A 20948-nucleotide genomic window follows, 5' to 3' on the forward strand; every position below is an offset into this window, starting at 1 on the left:
TTCAGGCCAAGAATCTTTTGTGGCTTAAAAAAAATTATATGTCATGATACAGCGTAGTGAAACACAGCTATAACTTAGATGAAATAGGTGAGATTCCAGGCGATGTAGATAGGTATGCTGTGATCGGCGATCCTGTAGATCATTCTTTGTCTCCGGATCTTCATCAAGCAGGCTTCAATGGGATTAATCGGCAAGCCAACTATGTGCGCATACACTTGAGTCCTGATCAATTGGAGGCTGGTATTCAAAAAATGCGGGAAATGAGATTCAAAGGTTGGAATTGCACTCTACCTCACAAAGCAAAGTTAATGGAGCTAATAGATGAATCATCTGAGAATGCTCAATTGATGCGAGCAACGAATACCATCCTTAACGAAAATGGAAAACTCATAGGCTTCAATACAGATGGTGAGGGCTGGGTTAGAGCGATTAGGGAAGAATTTTTTGTCGATATTCGTGACATGCGTATCATGGTGTTGGGTATAGGAGGAGCGGGGCAAGCTATTGCCACACAGGCGGCGATAGAGAGTTGTGAGAGATTGGTGTTAGTGAACCGTACGGTAGATAAAGCCCAACGTATTGCTTCGTCTATCGAGCATTATTTTGAGTCGGAGCAGTTAGTAGGCGCGGAACAAAAGCTAAAGGTCATTCCTTTTGAAGAAGAGCCAGTGAAGGAAGAGCTCAATACCATTGACCTGGTGGTAAACTGTATGTCCCTTGGACTAAAGTCCTCTGATCCTCCAGTTTTACCTAGTCGAGTCTTGCAGCCGCATTTATTTGTCTACGACACGATTTATAAGCCCTCTAAAACGAAGCTTTTGCAAGCTGCGGAAAAAGTGGGTGCTAGGTGTGCTAATGGTTTGTCTATGCTCTTACACCAGGGAGCTTTGTCATTTGAGATATGGACAGGCGTTGAAGCACCCTTGGCAGAGATGAGGCAAGCCCTTAAAAAGGCGTTAACAGAGTAGGGAGAGCAATTGCAGCATTATTTACTAGGCTACGTCATGCCTATTTTAGTGGGTGCCTGTGTTGGTTCTTTCCTAAATGTCTGTATTTATAGATTGCCTGCTGGTAAATCAATAGTTTCCCCGGGCTCCCATTGCATGTCTTGCGGAAAATTTTTGCCATGGTTCTTAAACATACCAGTCGTGAGCTGGATTGCTCTGCGTGGAAGGTGTATGTGTAAATTTGTTAAGCTGGATGTCCGGTATCTCATCGTCGAGATTTTGACAGCAATTGTTTTTGTAACACTTTGGCATTTGTATGCCCCTGCTCAAGCAATTGTTTATGCTGTATTTGCTAGTGGATTGATTGTAGCGACCTTTGTCGATATTGACCATTTTATTATTCCCGATGAGGTGTCCATTGGGGGGTGTGTTGCAGGTATGATCTTTAGTTTTGCCTTTCCTGTACTTCAAGGTGTGGAATCGCACTGGGGCGCTCTTCGATCCAGCGTATGGGGCTGGTTTATAGGAGGAGGTATGTTGTTAGCGATTGCTATAGGTGGGGCGATTATATTGCGTAAAGAGGCAATGGGGATGGGGGATATTAAACTTATGGCTGCTTTTGGCGCTTTCCTGGGTTGGGAAGCACCTATTTTCATTATAGCTGTTTCCTCTGTGATGGGTTCAGTCTATGGCATTACCTTGCTTTTACTAAAGGGGAAAATGTTCGGTGTACCTATGCCATTTGGTCCCTTTTTGTGTTTGGCAGCTTTGATATGGATTTATGGTGGTAACCAATGGATGGATGCCTACTTGCAAGGAGCAGGCCTGAGGTAATGTGCTCGTCCTTTTGATCCCATGGCAATTCGTATTGTTCATACAGAAGCCTCCTTGGGTTGGGGGGGGCAGGAAATACGCATTTATACAGAGATGATGGCCATGCGTGAACGAGGGCATGAATTGGCTCTAGTGGCGCAAGAGAAAAGCCAGATTATACAAAGATGTCGTGACGCTGGGTTTTTATGTCAGGTGTTTTCATCTAATCGTTTCTTGTATCCGATTTCTATCCTACAACTGAGAACTTTTTTGAATGAATGGGGAGCAGAGGTAGTAAATACGCATAGCTCACGAGATGGCTATATAGCAGGTATTGCTGCGAGGCTGGCAGGTTGCACTTTAGTGCGTTCGAGACATATAGATGTTGAGTACCCTAACAGATGGTTAGGCCGGTGGGCCTTTGGAATACTTCCTCATGTGATAACCACGACGAGTGAAAAAATCAAAACGAATTTAGTAGAGCGACTCGATTTGAATCCGGATGAAGTTTCTTGTGTGGCAACAGGGATTGATTTGCAGAAGTTTAGTCCCAGTGAGATCAAAACTGAAATTACTCAGAAATATCATTTACCACGCGATCTTAGATTGGTTGGAATGATCTCCGTTTTACGAAGCTGGAAGGGACACCGTTATTTTTTGGAAGCCGCACGAAAAGTGATAGACCAACGAAATGATGTTCATTTTGTGATTGCAGGTGCAGGACCTATGGAGTCAGCTATTCGTGACTGGATTACAGAAATGTCCTTAGAGGATTCTGTTTCGATGATAGGCCACCAGGAGGACGTAGTGGAAGTAATCAATCTCTTAGAGGTTTTGGTGTTGCCTTCATACGCGCATGAAGGGATTCCTCAAATTCTATTGCAAGCTCAAGCTATGGCAAAACCAATAGTAGGGACCAAAGTCGGTGGAATTCCAGAGGTAATACAGCATGAGGTTAATGGGCTGCTGGTAGAACCTAGGTGTGAGAGTGCAATTGTGGATTCAGTCATAAGACTCTTAGAAGATCAATCACTGCGAAAGCGTTTAGCTCTTGCGGGCAGACAAAAAGCGTTAGAAGCATATAGTCTTGAAATCATGTGTAAAAAAATGGAGCAGCTCTACAAACGCACTATCGCTCCAAGTATGAGCTCTTAAAAATCAAGATGAAAATTTCAGCAGTTATCATCACTTTCAATGAAGAGAAAAATTTAGTCCGATGTCTCAAAAGCTTAAGTGGCTTGGTAGAAGAGTTAGTTGTGGTTGATTCAGGCAGTGAGGATCGCACAAAAGATGTGGCTGAAAGCTTTGGTGCAAGGTTCATTTATCAAAGATGGAAAGGTTATGTTGCCCAGAAAAATTTTGCCATCAATCAGGCTAAGTATGAGTGGATTCTAAATCTAGATGCAGATGAAGAATTGTCTGAAGAGTTGAGGAGTTCCTTAACAAAATTTAAAAACGAGAAGTCACTCCCTGGTATTACAGGCTATAGAGTTACTCGGGTTGTTTTTTTTAGGGGAAAGTGGATACGTCATGGTGATTGGTATCCAGATTATTTGGTTAGATTTTTCCAGAAAACAAAAGGCCGTTTTGAAGGAGGTAAAGTGCATGAAAGGTTGCAGCTAGAAGGAGGAGTTGTATCTTTGTCAGGGGAGCTGAATCATTATACCTACACTGATGCTAATGATCGCCGTGACAGATTGAGGCGATACGCTAAACTATGGGCCGAATCGAAGTATGAAGAAGGTAAAAGAGTATCGGTAGTTTGTGCGTATGCTCATGCGCTTTGGACATTCTTTAGGGGGCTAATATTGAAAAGAGGCTGTTTGGATGGAATACTAGGTATTGAAATAGCATGGGGTAATGCATGGGGTGTTTATCTGAAGTACAAATATTTGTATCAACTTGATAATTCAAGACATGATGAAAAGGATAAAGAAGGCGAATTAAAATGATTATTGGTATTCCTAAGGAAATTAAGGAGTTAGAAAGCCGGGTAGCTCTGATTCCATCTGGTGTCTATCAGCTTGTCAAGTTAGGTCATACAGTTTTGATTGAAAAAGACGCTGGTCTAGGCTCAGGTTTTGCTAATGAGGAATACGAAGCAGCAGGATCTGAGATTCTAGCCAAACATGAGGAAGTTTTCGAAAGAGCTGATCTAATTGTAAAAGTTAAGGAGCCTTTACCTGAGGAGTACTCCTTGTTAAGGAAAGATCAGCTTCTCTTTACCTTCTTACACTTAGCAGCCGATAAGAAACTAACAGAGGTTCTTATGGATACAGGAGTTACTGCTATTGCTTATGAGACTGTTGAGCGTAATGGACACTTGCCAGTTTTGGAACCGATGAGTGAAATAGCTGGGAGAATGTCTGTTATTGTTGGAGGGTATTATTTAAGTAAGCCTAAGGGTGGAAGAGGCGTGTTATTAGGTGGTGTACCTGGAGTACTTCCCGGTAAAGTTGTAGTACTTGGCGGAGGTACTTGTGGCGTAAATGCCGCAAGAATGGCAACAGGCTTAGGCGCAGATGTTACGATTTTAGAGGTGGACATAGAGCGTATGCGTTATCTGGATATTAGCATGAGAAATGCTCACACCTTTTACTCAAATGAGGCCCATTTAATGGAAATATTGCCTCATGTTGATTTGTTGATTGGTGCAGTACTATTGCCCGGAGCTAAGGCTCCTAAGTTAGTGACACGAGAGATGTTAAAAAGTATGAAACCAGGTAGTGTGGTAGTAGATGTAGCAGTAGATCAAGGCGGGTGCGTAGAAACGACAAAGCCGACTACACACACAGACCCTACTTATTTTGAGGAAGACATATTGCATTACTGTGTAGCGAATATGCCGGGAGCCTACTCCAGAAGTGCAACTGAGGCTCTAACTAATATCAATTATACTTACGTGGAACTTTTGGCTCAAAAGGGTTTGGCAGGGGCGTGCAAAATAGACGATGGACTAAAGCAAGGAGTTAATGTGATGGATGGTCAGATTAGATGTCGAGCAGTTGCGGATGCACATTCCTTGGATTATGCGCCAATAGTCACTTAGAGGCTGTCTCACTATCATTTATGCTTCAAGATTGATAAATTAAGGCGTATTCTTATTTTATGTCTAAAGCGATTTCATACCTTATTGGTGCGATTATCTGTTTATTTTTTGTCGGTTGTGGGGATGAAAAAAATAAGCAGATTTATTTTTTAACAGGTGCTAATAGCCACAAGTCTGGAGTCCACGAACACTTAAAGGATGCCAAGCTTTTTGCTGACGCACTTAATACTAGTAGTTTGGGAATCGATGCGCATGTTCTTGATACCGGCTGGCCTGATGATTCTTCAATTTTGAGTGAAGCGGATGCAATAGTGGTTATTTGCGATGGCTTAGAAAAGCATGTACTTAATGGTCGTGTTGATCAGATCCGGAAGCTCTGGAAAAAGGGAATGGGTATTGTCGTATTACATTTTGCATTAGAATCTGAAGATAAAGATCTCGGGAATTTTTTGATGGACTCTATCGGCGCTAGATTCCAAGTGGGTTGGTCTGTGAATCCTATTTGGGAAGCGAAGGAATTTAAAGTAAGTGAGCACATTGTGAGTAATGGTGTAGGAGACTTCCCGGCTATTGAAGATGAATGGTACTATCACATGAAGTTTAGGGATAACATGAAAGGAGTAAGTCCAATTCTTTCAGTAGTGCCATCTTTAGATACATTAGGTAAGAATGGCCCCAGGTCAGGAAATCCGGTTGTTCGGGAAAAAGTTACAAGAGGAGAAATGCAGCATTTAAGCTGGGTTAGTGATAACGGTCGTTCAGGAAGAGGGTTTGGTTTTACAGGTGGACACTTTCATTGGAATTGGACAATTGATCAATTAAGAAAGGTAATTCTCAATGGTATTGTTTGGGTCGCTAAAGGAAGTATACCTGAAGGTGGCGTAGAATCCGAGAGACCCTTAATTAAGAGAAACGAAACTTTAGCTAAGGCTATAGCTAAGAATGACATTGAGGATATCAAGGTTCATGTCCAAATTGATTCTTCAGTAGTGAATGAACAGAATAAAGCTGGATTTAGCGCTCTGCATTTAGCCGCTATTCGTAATAAGCCGGCTATTTTAAGCCTATTGGCGGATTATGGAGGAAAACTTGATTTACTAACAACTTCCAAACGCTCACCTTTACACTTAGCGATAGAGAGAGGAGGGAAGGAGTCTGTTAGGGTGTTGATAGAGAGAGGCGCTTCTCTGAGTTTAGGTGATCAGACTGGCTGGACACCTTTGCATTTTGCTGCAGCTAAGAATCGACTTGAAATAGCAAAAATGCTCATAGAAGCAGGAGCTGATGTTCATAAACTGAGTAACGCAGGAGGAACGGCGTTACACGAAGGAGCTGCTAGTGGTGGCAAGGAGATCATCAAACTACTTCTTGAAGCTGGAGTTGATCCAGGGGTGAAAGCTGAAGATGGCTCACTTGCTCTAGATCATGCTATTAAATTCAAGAACGAAGCGGCAATTGGTATATTAGACAAGTAGATATCATTTGAGTTAAATTTGAACAAGTCTTAATAAGGAAGGTCAATAATCTCCCAGATTATGTCACCGGATGTATGTTGGGTGCCCGTCTCTTGTAGACCTCTTTTAATAAGCCCTAGGGCAATGATTGCTTGGTGCTTGGGAGAAAACGATGAGCTTGTGAGGATTCCAGACTTTTCTCCATTTCTAGTTAATTCTGTTGGTAAGTTAGGACATGTATCATGGTCGGTTTTTAAGAGGCAGAGTTTTTTATTCACATGCCCTTTGCTTTTGATACGGGCAATAGGCTCTTGGCCTGTATAACATCCTTTGGAATAGCTGATAGCCAGCTTGTCTAGATTGCCTTCAGGTGGTAGGCTCTTTTCGCTAATATCTTTACCCCATAGAGGCATGGCAGCTTCTATGCGAATTGCTGTCGCTGTTTTAGCTGAGCAAACGGGCTGTTCGTACTCCTGGTCAGCAGGCAGCCAGATGTCAATGCCGGGTGTGTTATACCGTTTAGATTGAAATGTTAATTTAGCATCTAGTTGCCGCTGAGTGATAAGATGAAAAATTTTCCAGCTTTGTGACACATCTACAAGTTCTACATCATCAGCAATGATATAGCGATCTAACCTAGCAGTTAAAGTTTCTTCAAGTGAGGGGTCTGCATCCACAAAAAAGGAGTCTGTATTTTTAGAGATCCAACCATCCCCAACCATCTTGCCTTTGTTTGTGCAAATGGATGAATATTGTGAATGTTTCTCTTGGAGGCTAGCAACATCGCTTGTCACCTGACCATTTAAATATCTGATACGATCAGATCCTTTAAGCTCTAGAATTAATCTGGGAGAAATAGGTAGTGCTATTTCTCCGGCTAGCACGCCATCGTAGTCAGTCAAGATCTCATTGAGTTGGCTTCGACTCATGATTACTTAGATCTAAATATTGCTTGAGAGTGTCGTAATGATTGTGATTAGCGGGTAGAAGAGGGCTATCACGATGGTTCCCACAATTACCGCAAGACCCACGATCATAACCGGCTCTAGCAGAGAGGTGAGACTACCGACAGTGACATCTACTTCCTCTTCGTAAACGTCAGCTACTTTAGTAAGCATGTCTGGAAGCTGACCAGTCTCTTCCCCAACCTGTATCATACTGATAACCATGGGAGGAAAAAGGCCGCTGGCATCTAGAGGGGCAACCATAGACTCACCCTCTTTTACTGCGTCGTGAACTTTTGAGATAGCATCCATGACAACCACATTTCCAGAAGTTTCTTTTGTAATATTGAGGGCTTGGAGAATAGGAACACCACTGGAGACGAGGGTTCCTAGGGTTCTGGTAAAGCGGGCGATGGCGGTCTTTTTGAGAAGATTTCCAAAGATAGGCATATTTAATGAAAATCTATCTATTAGTCTAATCCCAGAGGGTGTTTTGGAAGCAAAATAATAGCCAATAATCAATAGTGAAATAAAAATGGGGAGATACGGGATAGGGGCGTTGGGAAGGATCGATATGAAAGCAGGTACTTCAGATCCTTCTGGTGTAAGGGGAGGAAAAATGAGATAGACAAAGCTACGGCTGAAAGTAACTACTAGCTCGGTGATCAAGGGCAGAGGTTTTCCTTCAAGCATTTCGTTAAAGATGGATTCAAATTTAGGGACAATAAAGAACAGGAGGAAAGCCATGATCAGAGCAGCTATGATCAGAACAACGACTGGGTAAGTGAGTGCTCCAATAACTTTTCCTTTTATTCGTTGTGATTTTTCCTGGAATTCAGCGAGCCGTAGAAGGACTGTTTCAAGCACACCGCCGAGCTCGCCTGCTTTTACCATATTAACATAGAGTCTGTTAAAAATTTTAGGGTGTTGAGCAAGTGCTTCTGAGAAAGTGCTGCCGCCTTCTACAGTGTCTGCCAAGTTACCCATGGTATAGCGAAGGGAAGGTTGCTTCTCCTGTGATACAAGAGTTTTAAGACTGCGAACTAGTGGGAGTCCCGCATCGATGAGCGTAGCCAATTGCCGGGTAAAGACCATGAGTACTTTACTAGGCACGCCCTTACCAGCTTTGCCTTTACCCTTGCTAGTAACCGCGTGCTGTTGACTGGGTGAAGAGACGCCAATTCCTTGAGCAGACTCAACTACGGCTGTAGGATAGAATCCCATTTGTTTGATTTTTGCAGAAGCCTCGGCTTGGCTATTAGCCTCTACCATTCCGTTTTGTTGCTGGCCTTGGCTATCTACTGCAGTGTAAGAAAATGTTGGCATAGTTACCTTAGGTGTATTTTAGAACTTCTTCGATTGTTGTTTTTCCATCAAAAATGCAACGCAAACCATCTTCGCGCAGAGTTCCCATGCCAAGCTCGATGGCCTTTTGTCTGATTACGACGGTGGGAGCTTTCTGGGTAATAAGTTGGCGAATTGGCTCTTTAATGTCGAGCAATTCATAAATACCTTTTCTTCCTTTGTAGCCATTTTCGCTACAACTTGCGCAGCCCCTCCCATAGTAAAAATTTTTATCACCTATGTCATGAGGAGAGAGACCAATTTGAGAAAGCACACTTTCATCGGGTTCGAAAGCAGTAACGCAGGTTGAACATATTTTTCGGACTAAACGCTGTGCTAAAATGCCTTCTAACGTGGAGGCAATGAGGAACGGTTCTACTCCCATGTCGATCAACCGGGCGATTGCTCCAGGTGAATCATTGGTATGAAGACTGGTAAGAACGAGGTGACCGGTCAAGGATGCTTGGATAGCAATTTGGGCGGTCTCCAAGTCACGTGTTTCTCCCACCATAATACGGTCGGGGTCTTGACGTAAGAATGCTCTTAGCACCCGAGCAAAGTTTAGACCTATACCCTCATTACAGGGAACTTGTTGTATACCTTCAAGTTCATACTCCACAGGATCCTCCACTGTAAGAAGCTTAGTGTCGATGCCATTGATACGTCGAAGGCAGGAATACAATGTTGTAGTCTTACCTGAACCTGTTGGTCCGGTTACAATAAAAATTCCATGTGGCTTTTCAATGACCTCCGTGATGTATTGGAAGATGAAATCTGGCATACCCAAGGCTTCTAGATCTAAGTTGACGACACTCTTGTCCAAAACACGTAAGACAACACTTTCACCGTGTTGTGTGGGGAGGGTGGAGACACGTAGATCGATAGGTCGACCAGCCATAGTCGTTTGAATGCGGCCATCTTGAGGTATACGACGCTCTGCGATGTTGAGGCCAGACATTACCTTGATCCGCGAAGTAACGGGAAGTGCAAGACGCTTGGGAGGTGGGGACATTTCATAAAGCGCTCCATCTACACGGTAACGGATTTTAAACTCGCTTTCAAAGGGCTCGAAGTGAATATCACTTGCTTGGGCTTTAATTGCTTTGCCAATTACTGTGTTTACAAATTTAATGATGGGAGCGCTAGCTGCAGCACTTGAAGCAGCTTCTAAGTCATTTTCGTCCGTCTCTTCAACTTCTCCAGCAAGCTGTGTGAGAAGGTCATCGATTGAGTCATCCTGTGAGCCGTAGAATGTATTTATTTTTTCCTCAATTTGAGATGCTGAAGCGATGACTAGAGCGATATCTTTATTACAAGTAAAGCGGAGGTCATCAATTGTTTGAGGGTTGAGTGGATCAAGAAGGGCAACTGTGACAGTATTCGTGTCCACCATAACAGGCAGTGCTCCATGCATTCGAGCAGTTTGTGGAGGAATAGCGCTGAGTAGTTCAGGCACAAATTCAGCACCCTCCAAGGACACATATTGAACACCAAGATGTTCTGCTATTTTGGAGAGAAGTTCATGCTCGGAAATAATATCGTAATCATAAACGATTTGCTCGATAGGTTTACCGGATCTTTGGTGCTCATTCATCAAATCTTGACGTTGTTCTTCCGTCACAATGCTTTGTTCGATAAGGAAATAGATTAGATGTTCTGGGTCCATTATTCTTTATCTCCCATGGTAATTGATATGACTTCTTCGGGCGTTGTCATGCCGCCGACTGTTTTGCGTATGCCATCTTCACGTAGAGTGCGCATGCCCAAGTCACGAGATTTTTGGCGGATTTCAGATACGCTAGCTCCTTCATTAATCAGTGAGCGAAGGTCATCGTTGACAGAAAAGAGTTCAAAGATCCCCATTCTTCCCTTATAGCCTTGTCCTCTACAATAGTCACAACCATGGCCAATTTGAAAATTTGCTTCGGCAATTCGAGTAGAATCCAGGTTTAGTGCTCGTAGCTCGTCGTCACTTGGAACGTAAGGCTGAGTACATTTAGAGCAGATCTTACGCACTAGCCGTTGGGCGAGAACAGCACGGACTGAAGATGAAACCAGAAAGGGCTTTACACCGATATCTGCAAGTCTTGTAACAGCACTGGGAGCATCATTGGTATGCAAGGTGCTGAATACGAGGTGCCCGGTGAGTGAGGCGTTAATCGCAATGGTAGCTGTTTCTGCATCTCGAATCTCTCCGACCATAATAATATTGGGTGCTTGCCGTAACATGGCACGGAGAGCGGCGGCAAAAGTCATACCCGTATCATGGTTTACCGGAACTTGGTTAATGCCGGCCATTTCATATTCCACGGGATCCTCAACGGTAATGAGCTTGCGGTCTGATTTGTTGAGCATGTTTAAGCAGGCGTAAAGAGTGGTTGATTTTCCGGAACCTGTTGGTCCAGTCACAAGGAAGATGCCATCTGCAAACCCTAGGATGCGCTCCATGATGGCTTGGTCATCGGATAAAAAGCCTAATTCAGGTAAGCCAAGTACCAGTGCTTTTTTATCTAAGATACGCATGACAATGGATTCGCCATGGACTGTTGGCACACTGGAGACTCTAAGATCTATCTGACTTCTATCTTGCATGGCAAGTGCTATTCTCCCGTCCTGAGGTAGACGTTTCTCAGCAATGGACATGTTGGCCATGATTTTGATGCGCGATATGATACTTGCTTGAAGTTTTTTGGGTGGATCACGCATTTCTTGCAGCTTACCGTCAATCCGATATCTTAGCCGGAGACGTTTTTCTAGCGGCTCCAAGTGGATATCACTACCACGTAAGCGGTGGGCGTCCAGTATCATGCCGTAGACCATTTTGATGATAGGGGCATCTCCTTCACTGCTTGACTCGCCTGTGATAGCTTCTGATTCTCTTAGCTGGATCTCCTCCTCTTCATTTCCCAAAAGAGAGCCAACTGATTCGCTTAGTGAGCCGTAGTACTTGGCTACGGCATTGTTGATTTGGTCGAGCGGCACGACAATGGGGTCGATATCTACTTTTACCAGGTAACGAATGGCATCTAACGTATCAAAATCTAAGGGATCAGGAATGGCTACAGATACTGAATGCCCACGATGAAAAAGGGGAATGACATGATAACGGTGCGCGACTTCCTGGTCTAAGATGGAAAGGGCCTCTTCGTCAATATGGTCAATTTCTGGTAAGAAATCCATGCCATTGTCATTGGCGATTGCTCTTAGCATATCGTCACGGCTAACAAGTCCTTGGTAAATCAGTTCATCAGCAACTGTGCGTTGTTCTTGAGCTGCTTGAACGCGGGCTAGCATGGCATCGTCTGAAGTGATGAGACCAGAATTGATTAGCAATTCTACTACGTAGTCATCATTCATCGCCATTACAATATTAATGTAATCGCCTATGCCACAAGGGGACAAGGTTATTATGACAGTTTTTTAAGTAAAATTTCCTCTACAAGGGCAGGATTGGCCTTTCCTCGGGATTGTTTCATTACATATCCCTTAAGAGCATTAATGGCAGCTTTTTTTCCTGATTTAAAATCTTCTACGCTTTTGGCGTTTCCAGCAATTGCCTCTTGACACCAGTTTTCAACAACCGAAGGATCGAGATCTTGCATCAGGTCCTTTTCTTTGGCAATGGCTTCTGGTGATCTGGGGTTTTCTAATAATTCAGCAATAATCACCTTGGCTCCCTTGCTATTGATTTTTCCTCCCTCGACTAAGTTAGACAACTCAGCAAAGTGCTTTGCAGGAATGGATACATCAGAAAAGTCAGGCTCAGTGGCCAGGAAATCATTGATAATAAAATTGGCGACGGCAGCTTGATTTTTGGCTGTTTGAGCGGCATTTTCGTAATAGTCAGCTAGTGGTCTTTCAGAGGCAAGGACTTCTGCTTGGTATTCAGTAAGTTGAAAATCCTGCATGAAACGCTCCTTTTTTTTATCAGGCAACTCGGGTATGAGCTTTTCAGCCTCTTGGTGAAGGCCTTCATTAGTGCGAATAGGTAAAAGGTCTGGGCAAGGAAAATAGCGGTAGTCGTGTGAATCTTCTTTTTTACGCATTTGAAATGTCTCTCCTAGATCGTCGCTCCATCCTAGAGTGTATTGTTGGATTATCCCTCCAGAAGAAACGACATCAATTTGGCGATCAATTTCATATTTCAAGGCACGACGAACTGCTGAAATAGAGTTCATGTTTTTGATCTCACATTTTGTCCCAAATTTTTCCTGGCCCACTGGGCGAATGGAGATATTTACATCGCAACGCAGTTGTCCTTTCTCCATGTCAGCGTCGGAGACATTCCCGTAGATCAAGATTTGTTTTAAAGTAGTTAGAAATGCAAACGCTTCATCTGCATGGCGTAAATCTGCTTCGGTGACCAATTCCATGAGGGGTGTTCCTGCTCGGTTATAATCAATACCACTATGATCTGTGTAATGAGTGGACTTTGCGACATCTTCTTCTAAGTGAATATGGTTGATACGGATTTTTTTATCCTCTGAGGCAAGGGATTCCTTCTGAACATCTTTGGGGAATGCGTATTTATGTAAAGTAACATGACCGCCTATGCAGAGTGGTAAATCGCTCTGGGAGGTCTGATAGTTTTTCGGCATATCAGGGTAGAAGTAATTTTTACGGTCAAATTTACAGACCGGAGCAATTTGACAATTGAGCATGAGACCACTTTGGATGGTATGAATAATAGCTTTTTCATTAGGTGTTGGAAGGGCCCCCGGCATGCCTAGGCAAATCGGGCAAGTATGTGTATTCTGGTCACCTCCATATTCATTGATACATCCGCAAAACATTTTAGATGCTGTTTTGAGTTGGACATGAACCTCTAAACCGATGACTGCTTCGTATTTCATAGTGTTTGTTAGGATATATTAAAATGAGGGCTGTTTATCCTTCCAGGAGTGAGCCTGTTCGTAAGCATGAGCAGGATGCAAGATCTTTTCTTCCATAAAGTGAGGCCCCAGGAGTTGTAAGCCGACGGGGAGATTATCTTTGGTAAAACCACAAGGAATAGAAATACCTGGGATGCCAGCTAGGTTTGCTGCGATGGTGAAAATGTCAGCTAGATACATCTGAAGAGGATCCGTCATTTTTTCTCCAATGTTGAAGGCAGGGGAAGGTGAAGTTGGAGTCAGGATGGCATCACATTTTTCAAAAGCATGGCTAAAGTCTTGGCGTAGTAGGTGACGGACTTTTTGAGCACGTTTGTAGTATTGATCAGCATAGCCTGAGCTAAGAACATAGGTTCCAAGAATGATACGTCGTTTTACTTCAGGTCCCAGTCCCTCTTCCCGGGACAGCTTGTACATTTCTAGGACATCCTTGGGTTCAGCCGTACGGTGTCCATAGCGAACCCCGTCAAATCGCGCAAGATTGGCTGAGGCTTCAGCAGTCGCGACTATATAGTAAACAGCTACGGCAGCTTCTGTGTGAGGAAGTGAAATCTTCACAATCTCAGCACCATTTTTCTTATACCAGTCAATAGCAGATTCAACGGCACTCAAAACCTCAGGATCGATGCCATGGATAAAATATTCTTTGGGTATGCCAATTTTGAGCCCTTTGATTGAAGTGTTGAGATTCCTAGTAAAGTCAGGTACATCTACCGGGCAGCTTGTGTTTTCCATTTGGTCTTGTCCTGATATGACATTTAGCAAGAGAGCGGAGTCTTTAACGGTATGAGTGAGTGGGCCAATTTGGTCCAGCGACGAAGCGAAAGCGACTAGACCATAGCGGGAAACTCTACCGTATGTTGGCTTGAGCCCTACACACCCACAAAGTGCTGCAGGCTGACGAATAGATCCACCAGTGTCAGATCCAAGAGCTGCAACTGCAATCTTTCCTGCTACGACTGAAGCGGAACCTCCACTGCTTCCACCAGGGATTTTATTTAGATTCCATGGATTGCGGGTAGGATTGAAAGCTGAGTACTCACAAGAAGAACCCATGGCGAACTCATCCATATTTGTCCGACCTAATAGAATGGCTCCTGCTTCTTTGAGTTTACGGATGACGGTGGCATCATATGGGGATTCAAAGTTCGCAAGATACTTTGAAGAGCAGGTAGTTTTTTCACCTGTGACATTGATGTTGTCTTTGATCGCTATAGGGAGGCCACCGAGAGGTTTGGAGATGTCAGCTCTTTCCGCTTGAGCTAAAGCGTCTTCTGAGTCGACGCGCAGGTAGGCTTGGAGCTTAGGGTTTATTCTCTCGATGCGCCCTAGCAAAGAAGTAACTACTTCCTTAGGAGATAGTTCTTTTAAATCATAGGCTGATTTGAGTGATGAAAGGGTAAATTTTTCAGGATTCATCTTAGGATCTATAGGCGCTGAATATTTAAATGGATGGTAGGATAACTTATGGATCTATTCGACAATTTTTGGAACAACGATCAGGTTGTCTTTTTGTTTTGGCGCATTGAGCAGAGCATCTTGGACTGGTAAGCTTTCAGTTACATCGTCTTGTCGTAATACGTTAGTAGGAAGGTGTGGGTCGACAGGTGTTTCAGGGATAGATGAGATATCTATCCTTTCTAATTGCTTAACATAAGCCAGCACGTCACCAAGTTGCTTCTGAAAAAGGGCCTTTTCCTCGTCAGTTAATTCAATTCTGGCCAAATCGGCTACATACCCAACATCAATTGCTCCATCTTTCACGCAATTTTTTTATCTCTAGCTGGCCACTTGCTCAAGCTGAAACTCAAAATGACCATAGAATCCCTCAAGGATTAGTGCCGCGGAATTAAACAAAGCAACGATTAGCGCTAAAAACCGGAATATTATCTTTGAGCCTGACCAGAGTAGAAGAATACTCTAATATGGTAATATCATCAGGTGACCAAGTGTTTAAGGCATTGCCAGATTCCAAAAAGTAAGAGACATCGGATTTTTCTTCAGCTCGTGGGACAGCCATGGAGAGGTGCTAGTGACTTGATTCTTGATATAAACTGGTCAAATAGGGAGATAGGGGGGTGACATTGGGGTCTGTTCGAAGAGCATATTCTTCAAGGTTTATGAGTTTATCTAAATCAATGTCAGCAGATTTAGCGGCACCCTCAACAATTTCTATGGTGCCAAAGTTGTTGAAGCGCCAAGGTTCAAGCTTCGTCCAGGTGGTTGTGTTAACCTCGTTATTAGGTAAAGATTCACTCGCTTCATTTACTGCGATGATTTGATAGTAATATGTGATTCTCGGTGCTGCAGTATGGTCAGTGTAGGAAAGAGTATTGGCAGGCAAGGTGGCAATCTCGCTAAATCCTGAGCCGGATGTGAGACTGCGTTCAACTCTGAAGTTGTCTTTATCCGCAGAAGCATCTGTCTAGACCAAATCAATGCCGGTATCTGAGCTGGCTTGAGTCATTAGGTTGGAGGTTACGCTTCAAATTCAAAAGCAAGTGAGTAATCTTCAGCTAAGGTTAAGTGGTCTGTTATTTCTTGAAGAATGCAATAAACCGCTCGCATTTTAAGATGACAACGTTTTTTATGTTGTTAGGATCTCTAGCATAACTACTGCATAGCTTCATTTAAGCAGCGAGCTTAGGTAGCAATAAGGCAATCAGGACACTGATGATGAGACCAATGATTGCCTTGAAGGCGTCAGAGCCAATATTTTTCCCTATTCCCTTCATGCCACGGTGCTTGAGTAGAAGAGTAAGGGCTAGCTCTCTTCCTGCAAGAACCCCCAGAAATACCCAAGTGGTGCTCATAGGAATATTACTTAAGTTCTTGAAGATAAAGAGAATAATACCAAAGAGTAAATCGATAATACAGGCTGAGCGGATATCTGTGACATTGGTTTTGGAGAGGACTACTTTTTGGATCTTTCCACCTCGGAAATAGAGAAGTACTCCCTGCAGACAAATCATCAAAACAAGACTCAAAATTAAGTAATGAAACTCAAGGTTTCTAGGCAAGAAAACATAGATGTTAGCAAGGTCTTGAATGAGCCATTGAGACCACAAAAAGGCCGTGGAAAACCACTGAAAGATGACCCAATGGACAGGAGGCTTTTCTTTGTTTGTAGCAGCAAATTTCTTCTCTAGTGCACGTGTGACAAAAAAGACGATCAGAAAAGTGACAATAATCGCTACGGCGTAACCCGAGAGAGATTTTATTAACATAGCCCCCAAATTCTTCGGGGCAAAGACTGTTAGAATCAGGAAAGTTGTGCTAACAGGATATCCGAATTTCGTTAAACCAAGTAATATCAAAGGTGCTAGAACATAGATCCATGAAAAATCTTCTGGAAAAGGATATTTCTCAAGTCGGCCGTAAGCGACATCGCCATCATTGGTGTGCCACCCATACAGCAGAACAATACAAAGAATACCACTGATAAAAATCCACAGTAACCACCAGGGCCGATGGGCGTTAGAACTTAGGAAGGTTCCCACAGTTTGGATGGAGTCGTTAGCAACAGTAGAATAGGCGGCTAGAAGAAAACCACAAATAATCAATGCTAACTGTAAGTCCATGAAGTTTTAATAGGTAGTTTTTATTCTTGTTTAAATATAGCCAGTTACTTGATGGAAAGGAGAGTAGGTCGATGAGGTATGTTATTTTAAACGGTAATGTCCCGTAATTCTAAATTCCAAGAGTCGATCTTCTTCTTGAACGCCGCTGCCGATATTATGTATGACTAGAGGAATGCCCCGACTATTTTTTATACTCGATACAATCATGATGTGAGGTAAGTGTGGGGAATGGTGCAAGTGATAATGTCTCCGGGCTGATAAGTTAAATGGTTTCTGGGTGTCGGTAAGTTAAAGTTCGATCTTTTGAAGTAGGTTTGTAAATTGGGTGCTCTGCGGTGGTCGATATTTTTGTCTGCTCTTTTCAGACCCCATATTTGTGGGTATTTTTCGAAATGAGCTTCCATATCCTCATGAACAAGTTTTTGAAGGTCAATGTTTCTGCTTTTGCGCAGTGCTCTGATAATGACATCTGTGCAAACACCAGATTCTATAGGAATATCACCAGCCGGGTAATCGAGGGCGACATAACGAGGGTCATAGCTAAGAGTCTTACCAATCTGGCTTCGCGCAGCATCTACGATGTCATATCCATCAGCAATCGTTAATACTGTGAGGGTCATAAAAAATAGGAGGGCTATAGAGAGGGTTTTATTCATGAAAGATTTAAGACCCTTTGACAATCTCAGTTCCGATCCCTTTGTCAGTGAAGAGCTCTAGAAGCAAAGCATGAGGAATACGGCCATCGATCATGTGGACTTTTTCGGTGCCAGACTTTAATACCTGTAAAGCAGATTCAACTTTGGGAAGCATGCCGCCACTAAGCATTCCAGTTGCGGTTAGGTCGGAGATGTCTTTTTCACTAACAGTAGGGATAAGTGTTTCAGGATTATTCGGGTCTTTGAGGATCCCTTGAACATCCGAGAGGTAGATAATACGTGAGGCATTAAGAGCCATGGTGATTTCTGCAGCAGCAGTGTCTGCATTAACATTGTAAGGTTGCCCTTCTTTGTCGGTGCCAATAGGTGAGACGACTGGAACTACTTCATGGGAAATAGCCATTCGCAAATCAAACACATCACAGCTTATGACTTCACCAACAAAACCGAGATTAATGAGATTACCTTTTTCATCGGTAGCTTCACGCTTTTTAACGCGCAGGACTTGATTGCCTTGATAGGAACGAGCATGGCCTCCCAAGCTGTTGATGCGATTGACGATTTCAGGATTGATGACTTGATTGAGCACCTCGTTAATAATCGTTACTGAAGGTTTATCTGTGACGCGTAGTCCATTGATGAATTTTGTTTCAATGCCTTTTTCTTGCAAGCGTCGACTGATGGCTTTTCCTCCTCCGTGAACCAGAACGGGGTTGATGCCGACTGCCTCTAAAAAGACGATGTCTTTTAGAGTGGATTCAACAAGTTGAGGTTCTTCCATAGCAGACCCTCCGTACTTAATAACAAAGGTTTGGCCGCGAAATTTCTGGATGTAAGGCAGAGCCTCGATGAGTATAGATGTGCTGGATTCTATATCTAACATGCTCACGATGGGTTATTTTTTATTCGTAGGCTCTATTTATTTTGACGTATTCTTCTGTAAAGTCATTGGTGAGCAAATTGTACTGACCTTTCCCAATATTGAGATCAATGGTGATGGTGTAGTTTCTTTTGCGAGCAATTTTTCTCAGTTTGCTGAGAGGTGTTTTTGTGACTAAACCTCCTTTTGTAGCGGCAACGCCATCATAATAGATATCGATAAGTTCTTCACGGATTCTAGCTCCAGAATATCCCATAGCAGCAACAATACGACCCCAGTTGGGGTCATGCCCTGCCCAGGCGCATTTGACAAGTGGTGAGCAAGCTATAGCTTCCGCGTGCTTTTTGGCATCACTTGTGCTGTTGGCCCCTTTGACATGAAGCTCAACGACTTTTGTAATGCCTTCGCCATCTTCAATAATCATGCGAGCAAGCACTTGCATTACTTGAGTGAGTGCTTGTTGGAAGCGGTTTACTTGAGCATGACCTTTGCGAAGTTTGTTGTTTTTTGCGAGTCCATTAGCGAGAACTAGAACAGAGTCATTAGTTGAGGTATCGCCGTCAACAGAAATTCTATTAAAGGTCTCTTCGACAGCGTTGTGGGTACATTTCTGTAAGGTGACTTTATCAATATGCGCATCTGTTGTTACCACACAAAGCATGGTGGCCATGTTTGGGTGGATCATTCCTGCACCTTTAGCCATGGCACCAATGGTGACTCTTTTGCCGTCGATAAGAAATGACACAGCATGCTCTTTGTGGAAAGTGTCTGTTGTCATGATAGCCTTAGCGGCTAGGGTTCCATACTTTTCTTTAAGTGAATGAGCAGCTTTGCGTATGCCAGAGGTTACTTTGTCCATAGGAAGGAGATGCCCTATACCACCAGTAGAGCAGACTAAGATTTTACTTTTAGTGGTCTTCAGCTCAGATGCTGTAGTTTCAGCCATAGATTTGGCATCCGTGATGCCCTTAATGCCTGTGCAGGCATTGGCACAGCCGCTGTTGATAATTACTGCTCGACATGTGCCTCTTTTGGAATGCTGAGCACTAAGGCGAACAGGTGCGGCTTTAATCTGATTTGTGGTAAAAGTAGCGCCAACTTCGCAGTCGACATCAGAAGCAACCAGAGCTAAGTCTTTTTTGTTTCCAGATTTAATACCACTAGAAATGCCAGCAGCTAAAAAGCCCGGAGTGGATGCAACGGTTCCACCCTCAAGTTCTTTGAGTCCCGCAATCATAATGCTAAGCCCTCTTGAGAGGTAAGACCGAAACGTATATTAAAGCATTGCACTGCTTGGGTGGCGGCTCCCTTACCGAGGTTATCAATAGCACTCATGATGATGAGTTTATCGGTGCGTGTATTGTATTTAATAGCGATGTGACAGCTGTTGGTTTGCACCACGTTCTTGGTTTCTGGTAGTTGATCACTGGTTAGGATTTTAACAAATGGTGAGGCTTTGTAAAATTCTTGATAGAGTTTACGGACCTTTATTTCATCTGGAAAATTTTGTGAACTGCCTGCCACCACTGTGCTGAGCATGCCGCGGTGAACTGGAACGAGGTGAGGTACAAACGTAACTTGTACTCGTTCTTTGGCAATTAGAGAGAGTTCTTGTTCGATCTCCGGTAGGTGTCGGTGCTTTGGGACACTGTAAGGCTTCATGCTCTCATTAATTTCACAGAAAGAAAATTCAGTAGCAGCTTTTTTACCTGCACCAGAAACACCGCTTAATGAGTTGATGGTGATGTCATTCGTCTTGATGAGTTTATTTTTTAGCGCTGGGGCAAGTGCTAAAAGAACGCTCGTTGGATAACATCCAGGACAGGCGATAAGGTTAGAGCTTTCTATTTGGTCTGGGTTTATTTCTGGACTACCATAGGTGGCTTGGGCCAAAAGTTCAGGCGCAGGATGAGTTTTGTTATAAAATTCTTGATAAGTCTCAGCATCAGCAAGGCGAAAATCGGCACTTAAATCAAAAATGGTTTTGCCTGCGGCATGTAAGGGTAAGACAAATTCTGATGAGACTCCATGAGGCAAGGCCAGGAAGAAGACTTCTGCGCGATCGGTGATTTGCTTGGGGGAGAGATTTTTAAAAGAGAGGTCAGGTACTCGTTGAGTTCTTGAAAGAACCTCAGAAAGGTGTTTTCCTTCTAACTGGCGGGAAGTTATCGCTGATAGACTAACCTGGGGGTGGTCTATGAGTACTCTAAGTAGTTCTTCTCCCGTGTATCCGGAAGCCCCAACCACTGCTACAGATATTTTCTCTTTACTTGTCATGAGGGACGGCCCTACAAACTAGGTCTTTATTTTTATTTTGCGAGATGAAATAACTGGGATGCTCTTAATTATTGAAACAAAAAAGGGGCAAAGTTGGTGACTTGGCCCCTT

21 protein-coding genes are annotated in these 20948 nt (G+C 43.4%); 6 read left to right on the forward strand and 15 right to left on the reverse strand.

The window, feature by feature from the left end; translation table 11 throughout:
* Nucleotides 1-56 precede the first annotated feature (56 nt).
* Genes aroE through AAGA18_03135 form a run of 6 tightly spaced genes read left to right on the forward strand, consistent with a single transcriptional unit; the run spans nucleotide 57 to nucleotide 6284 of the window.
* Nucleotides 57-968: a shikimate dehydrogenase gene (aroE, locus tag AAGA18_03110; protein ID MEM9444320.1), complete on the forward strand. Its 912-nt coding sequence runs from the start codon at nucleotides 57-59 to the stop codon at nucleotides 966-968.
* Between the two features lie 36 nt (nucleotides 969-1004).
* Nucleotides 1005-1781: a prepilin peptidase gene (locus AAGA18_03115; protein ID MEM9444321.1), complete on the forward strand. Its 777-nt coding sequence runs from the start codon at nucleotides 1005-1007 to the stop codon at nucleotides 1779-1781.
* A 21-nt stretch (nucleotides 1782-1802) separates the two neighbouring features.
* A complete protein-coding gene (locus tag AAGA18_03120) occupies nucleotides 1803-2915 on the forward strand; it encodes a glycosyltransferase family 4 protein (protein MEM9444322.1) in 1113 nt (370 codons plus the stop codon).
* A gap of 8 nt (nucleotides 2916-2923) precedes the next feature.
* Nucleotides 2924-3712 carry a glycosyltransferase family 2 protein gene (locus tag AAGA18_03125; GenBank protein MEM9444323.1) on the forward strand — a complete coding sequence of 263 codons (789 nt, stop codon included), beginning with the start codon at nucleotides 2924-2926 and terminating at the stop codon, nucleotides 3710-3712.
* Nucleotides 3709-4809, forward strand: a complete 1101-nt coding sequence (ald, locus tag AAGA18_03130; protein ID MEM9444324.1) for an alanine dehydrogenase — start codon at nucleotides 3709-3711, stop codon at nucleotides 4807-4809. Before AAGA18_03125 ends, ald begins: the two co-directional genes overlap by 4 nt.
* A gap of 59 nt (nucleotides 4810-4868) precedes the next feature.
* Nucleotides 4869-6284, forward strand: a complete 1416-nt coding sequence (locus tag AAGA18_03135; GenBank protein MEM9444325.1) for an ankyrin repeat domain-containing protein — start codon at nucleotides 4869-4871, stop codon at nucleotides 6282-6284.
* A 29-nt stretch (nucleotides 6285-6313) separates the two neighbouring features.
* Here the strand turns inward: AAGA18_03135 and AAGA18_03140 are convergent, their stop codons facing one another.
* The 15 genes from AAGA18_03140 to argC all read right to left on the reverse strand — a co-directional run bounded on the left by AAGA18_03140 (nucleotide 6314) and on the right by argC (nucleotide 20837).
* Nucleotides 6314-7192 (reverse strand): glycine cleavage T C-terminal barrel domain-containing protein, encoded by an 879-nt coding sequence (locus AAGA18_03140; protein ID MEM9444326.1) that lies wholly within the window; start codon nucleotides 7190-7192, stop codon nucleotides 6314-6316.
* A gap of 12 nt (nucleotides 7193-7204) precedes the next feature.
* Nucleotides 7205-8533: a type II secretion system F family protein gene (locus tag AAGA18_03145; protein MEM9444327.1), complete on the reverse strand. Its 1329-nt coding sequence runs from the start codon at nucleotides 8531-8533 to the stop codon at nucleotides 7205-7207.
* Nucleotides 8534-8540: 7 nt separating this feature from the next.
* The gene (locus AAGA18_03150) at nucleotides 8541-10217 is read right to left on the reverse strand and encodes an ATPase, T2SS/T4P/T4SS family (GenBank protein ID MEM9444328.1); all 1677 of its coding nucleotides are present in this window, start codon (nucleotides 10215-10217) and stop codon (nucleotides 8541-8543) included.
* Nucleotides 10217-11908: an ATPase, T2SS/T4P/T4SS family gene (locus AAGA18_03155; protein MEM9444329.1), complete on the reverse strand. Its 1692-nt coding sequence runs from the start codon at nucleotides 11906-11908 to the stop codon at nucleotides 10217-10219. Before AAGA18_03155 ends, AAGA18_03150 begins: the two co-directional genes overlap by 1 nt.
* A 50-nt stretch (nucleotides 11909-11958) precedes the next feature.
* Nucleotides 11959-13404: an Asp-tRNA(Asn)/Glu-tRNA(Gln) amidotransferase subunit GatB gene (gene gatB, locus AAGA18_03160; GenBank protein ID MEM9444330.1), complete on the reverse strand. Its 1446-nt coding sequence runs from the start codon at nucleotides 13402-13404 to the stop codon at nucleotides 11959-11961.
* A gap of 18 nt (nucleotides 13405-13422) precedes the next feature.
* Nucleotides 13423-14862, reverse strand: coding sequence for an Asp-tRNA(Asn)/Glu-tRNA(Gln) amidotransferase subunit GatA (gene gatA / locus AAGA18_03165; protein MEM9444331.1), 1440 nt, complete (start codon nucleotides 14860-14862; stop codon nucleotides 13423-13425).
* A gap of 54 nt (nucleotides 14863-14916) precedes the next feature.
* On the reverse strand, nucleotides 14917-15207 hold the full coding sequence (gatC, locus tag AAGA18_03170; GenBank protein MEM9444332.1) for an Asp-tRNA(Asn)/Glu-tRNA(Gln) amidotransferase subunit GatC: 291 nt from the start codon (nucleotides 15205-15207) through the stop codon (nucleotides 14917-14919).
* An 85-nt stretch (nucleotides 15208-15292) separates the two neighbouring features.
* Nucleotides 15293-15463, reverse strand: coding sequence for a hypothetical protein (locus tag AAGA18_03175; protein ID MEM9444333.1), 171 nt, complete (start codon nucleotides 15461-15463; stop codon nucleotides 15293-15295).
* Between the two features lie 9 nt (nucleotides 15464-15472).
* Nucleotides 15473-15787 (reverse strand): hypothetical protein, encoded by a 315-nt coding sequence (locus tag AAGA18_03180; protein MEM9444334.1) that lies wholly within the window; start codon nucleotides 15785-15787, stop codon nucleotides 15473-15475.
* Between the two features lie 286 nt (nucleotides 15788-16073).
* Nucleotides 16074-17024 (reverse strand): hypothetical protein, encoded by a 951-nt coding sequence (locus AAGA18_03185; GenBank protein MEM9444335.1) that lies wholly within the window; start codon nucleotides 17022-17024, stop codon nucleotides 16074-16076.
* An 81-nt stretch (nucleotides 17025-17105) separates the two neighbouring features.
* A complete protein-coding gene (locus tag AAGA18_03190; GenBank protein MEM9444336.1) occupies nucleotides 17106-17231 on the reverse strand; it encodes a DUF1287 domain-containing protein in 126 nt (41 codons plus the stop codon).
* Nucleotides 17228-17680 (reverse strand): DUF1287 domain-containing protein, encoded by a 453-nt coding sequence (locus AAGA18_03195; GenBank protein ID MEM9444337.1) that lies wholly within the window; start codon nucleotides 17678-17680, stop codon nucleotides 17228-17230. Before AAGA18_03195 ends, AAGA18_03190 begins: the two co-directional genes overlap by 4 nt.
* Nucleotides 17681-17687: 7 nt before the next feature.
* On the reverse strand, nucleotides 17688-18563 hold the full coding sequence (gene argB, locus AAGA18_03200) for an acetylglutamate kinase (protein ID MEM9444338.1): 876 nt from the start codon (nucleotides 18561-18563) through the stop codon (nucleotides 17688-17690).
* A 19-nt stretch (nucleotides 18564-18582) separates the two neighbouring features.
* Nucleotides 18583-19797 (reverse strand): bifunctional glutamate N-acetyltransferase/amino-acid acetyltransferase ArgJ, encoded by a 1215-nt coding sequence (gene argJ / locus AAGA18_03205; GenBank protein ID MEM9444339.1) that lies wholly within the window; start codon nucleotides 19795-19797, stop codon nucleotides 18583-18585.
* Complete coding sequence (gene argC / locus AAGA18_03210) at nucleotides 19794-20837, reverse strand: N-acetyl-gamma-glutamyl-phosphate reductase (protein MEM9444340.1); 1044 nt, start codon at nucleotides 20835-20837, stop codon at nucleotides 19794-19796. Before argC ends, argJ begins: the two co-directional genes overlap by 4 nt.
* Nucleotides 20838-20948: the final 111 nt, after the last annotated feature.

It is taken from the genome of Verrucomicrobiota bacterium, from assembly GCA_039192515.1.
In the GTDB taxonomy this organism is placed as follows: Bacteria; Verrucomicrobiota; Verrucomicrobiia; order Methylacidiphilales; family JBCCWR01; genus JBCCWR01.

What these genes read in the sequence shown, in the direction of transcription:
- argB (MEM9444338.1), bottom strand. Translation starts at nt 18,563, where the DNA reads ATGTTAGATATAGAATCCAGCACATCTATACTCATCGAGGCTCTGCCT.
- AAGA18_03175 (MEM9444333.1), bottom strand. Translation starts at nt 15,463, where the DNA reads ATGGCTGTCCCACGAGCTGAAGAAAAATCCGATGTCTCTTACTTTTTG.
- AAGA18_03115 (MEM9444321.1), top strand. Translation starts at nt 1,005, where the DNA reads ATGCCTATTTTAGTGGGTGCCTGTGTTGGTTCTTTCCTAAATGTCTGT.
- AAGA18_03195 (MEM9444337.1), bottom strand. Translation starts at nt 17,680, where the DNA reads ATGAATAAAACCCTCTCTATAGCCCTCCTATTTTTTATGACCCTCACA.
- AAGA18_03155 (MEM9444329.1), bottom strand. Translation starts at nt 11,908, where the DNA reads ATGAATGATGACTACGTAGTAGAATTGCTAATCAATTCTGGTCTCATC.
- AAGA18_03145 (MEM9444327.1), bottom strand. Translation starts at nt 8,533, where the DNA reads ATGCCAACATTTTCTTACACTGCAGTAGATAGCCAAGGCCAGCAACAA.
- gatB (MEM9444330.1), bottom strand. Translation starts at nt 13,404, where the DNA reads ATGAAATACGAAGCAGTCATCGGTTTAGAGGTTCATGTCCAACTCAAA.
- AAGA18_03190 (MEM9444336.1), bottom strand. Translation starts at nt 17,231, where the DNA reads ATGATTGTATCGAGTATAAAAAATAGTCGGGGCATTCCTCTAGTCATA.
- ald (MEM9444324.1), top strand. Translation starts at nt 3,709, where the DNA reads ATGATTATTGGTATTCCTAAGGAAATTAAGGAGTTAGAAAGCCGGGTA.
- AAGA18_03125 (MEM9444323.1), top strand. Translation starts at nt 2,924, where the DNA reads ATGAAAATTTCAGCAGTTATCATCACTTTCAATGAAGAGAAAAATTTA.
- argC (MEM9444340.1), bottom strand. Translation starts at nt 20,837, where the DNA reads ATGACAAGTAAAGAGAAAATATCTGTAGCAGTGGTTGGGGCTTCCGGA.
- argJ (MEM9444339.1), bottom strand. Translation starts at nt 19,797, where the DNA reads ATGATTGCGGGACTCAAAGAACTTGAGGGTGGAACCGTTGCATCCACT.
- AAGA18_03120 (MEM9444322.1), top strand. Translation starts at nt 1,803, where the DNA reads ATGGCAATTCGTATTGTTCATACAGAAGCCTCCTTGGGTTGGGGGGGG.
- AAGA18_03140 (MEM9444326.1), bottom strand. Translation starts at nt 7,192, where the DNA reads ATGAGTCGAAGCCAACTCAATGAGATCTTGACTGACTACGATGGCGTG.
- AAGA18_03150 (MEM9444328.1), bottom strand. Translation starts at nt 10,217, where the DNA reads ATGGACCCAGAACATCTAATCTATTTCCTTATCGAACAAAGCATTGTG.
- gatA (MEM9444331.1), bottom strand. Translation starts at nt 14,862, where the DNA reads ATGAATCCTGAAAAATTTACCCTTTCATCACTCAAATCAGCCTATGAT.
- AAGA18_03135 (MEM9444325.1), top strand. Translation starts at nt 4,869, where the DNA reads ATGTCTAAAGCGATTTCATACCTTATTGGTGCGATTATCTGTTTATTT.
- AAGA18_03185 (MEM9444335.1), bottom strand. Translation starts at nt 17,024, where the DNA reads ATGGACTTACAGTTAGCATTGATTATTTGTGGTTTTCTTCTAGCCGCC.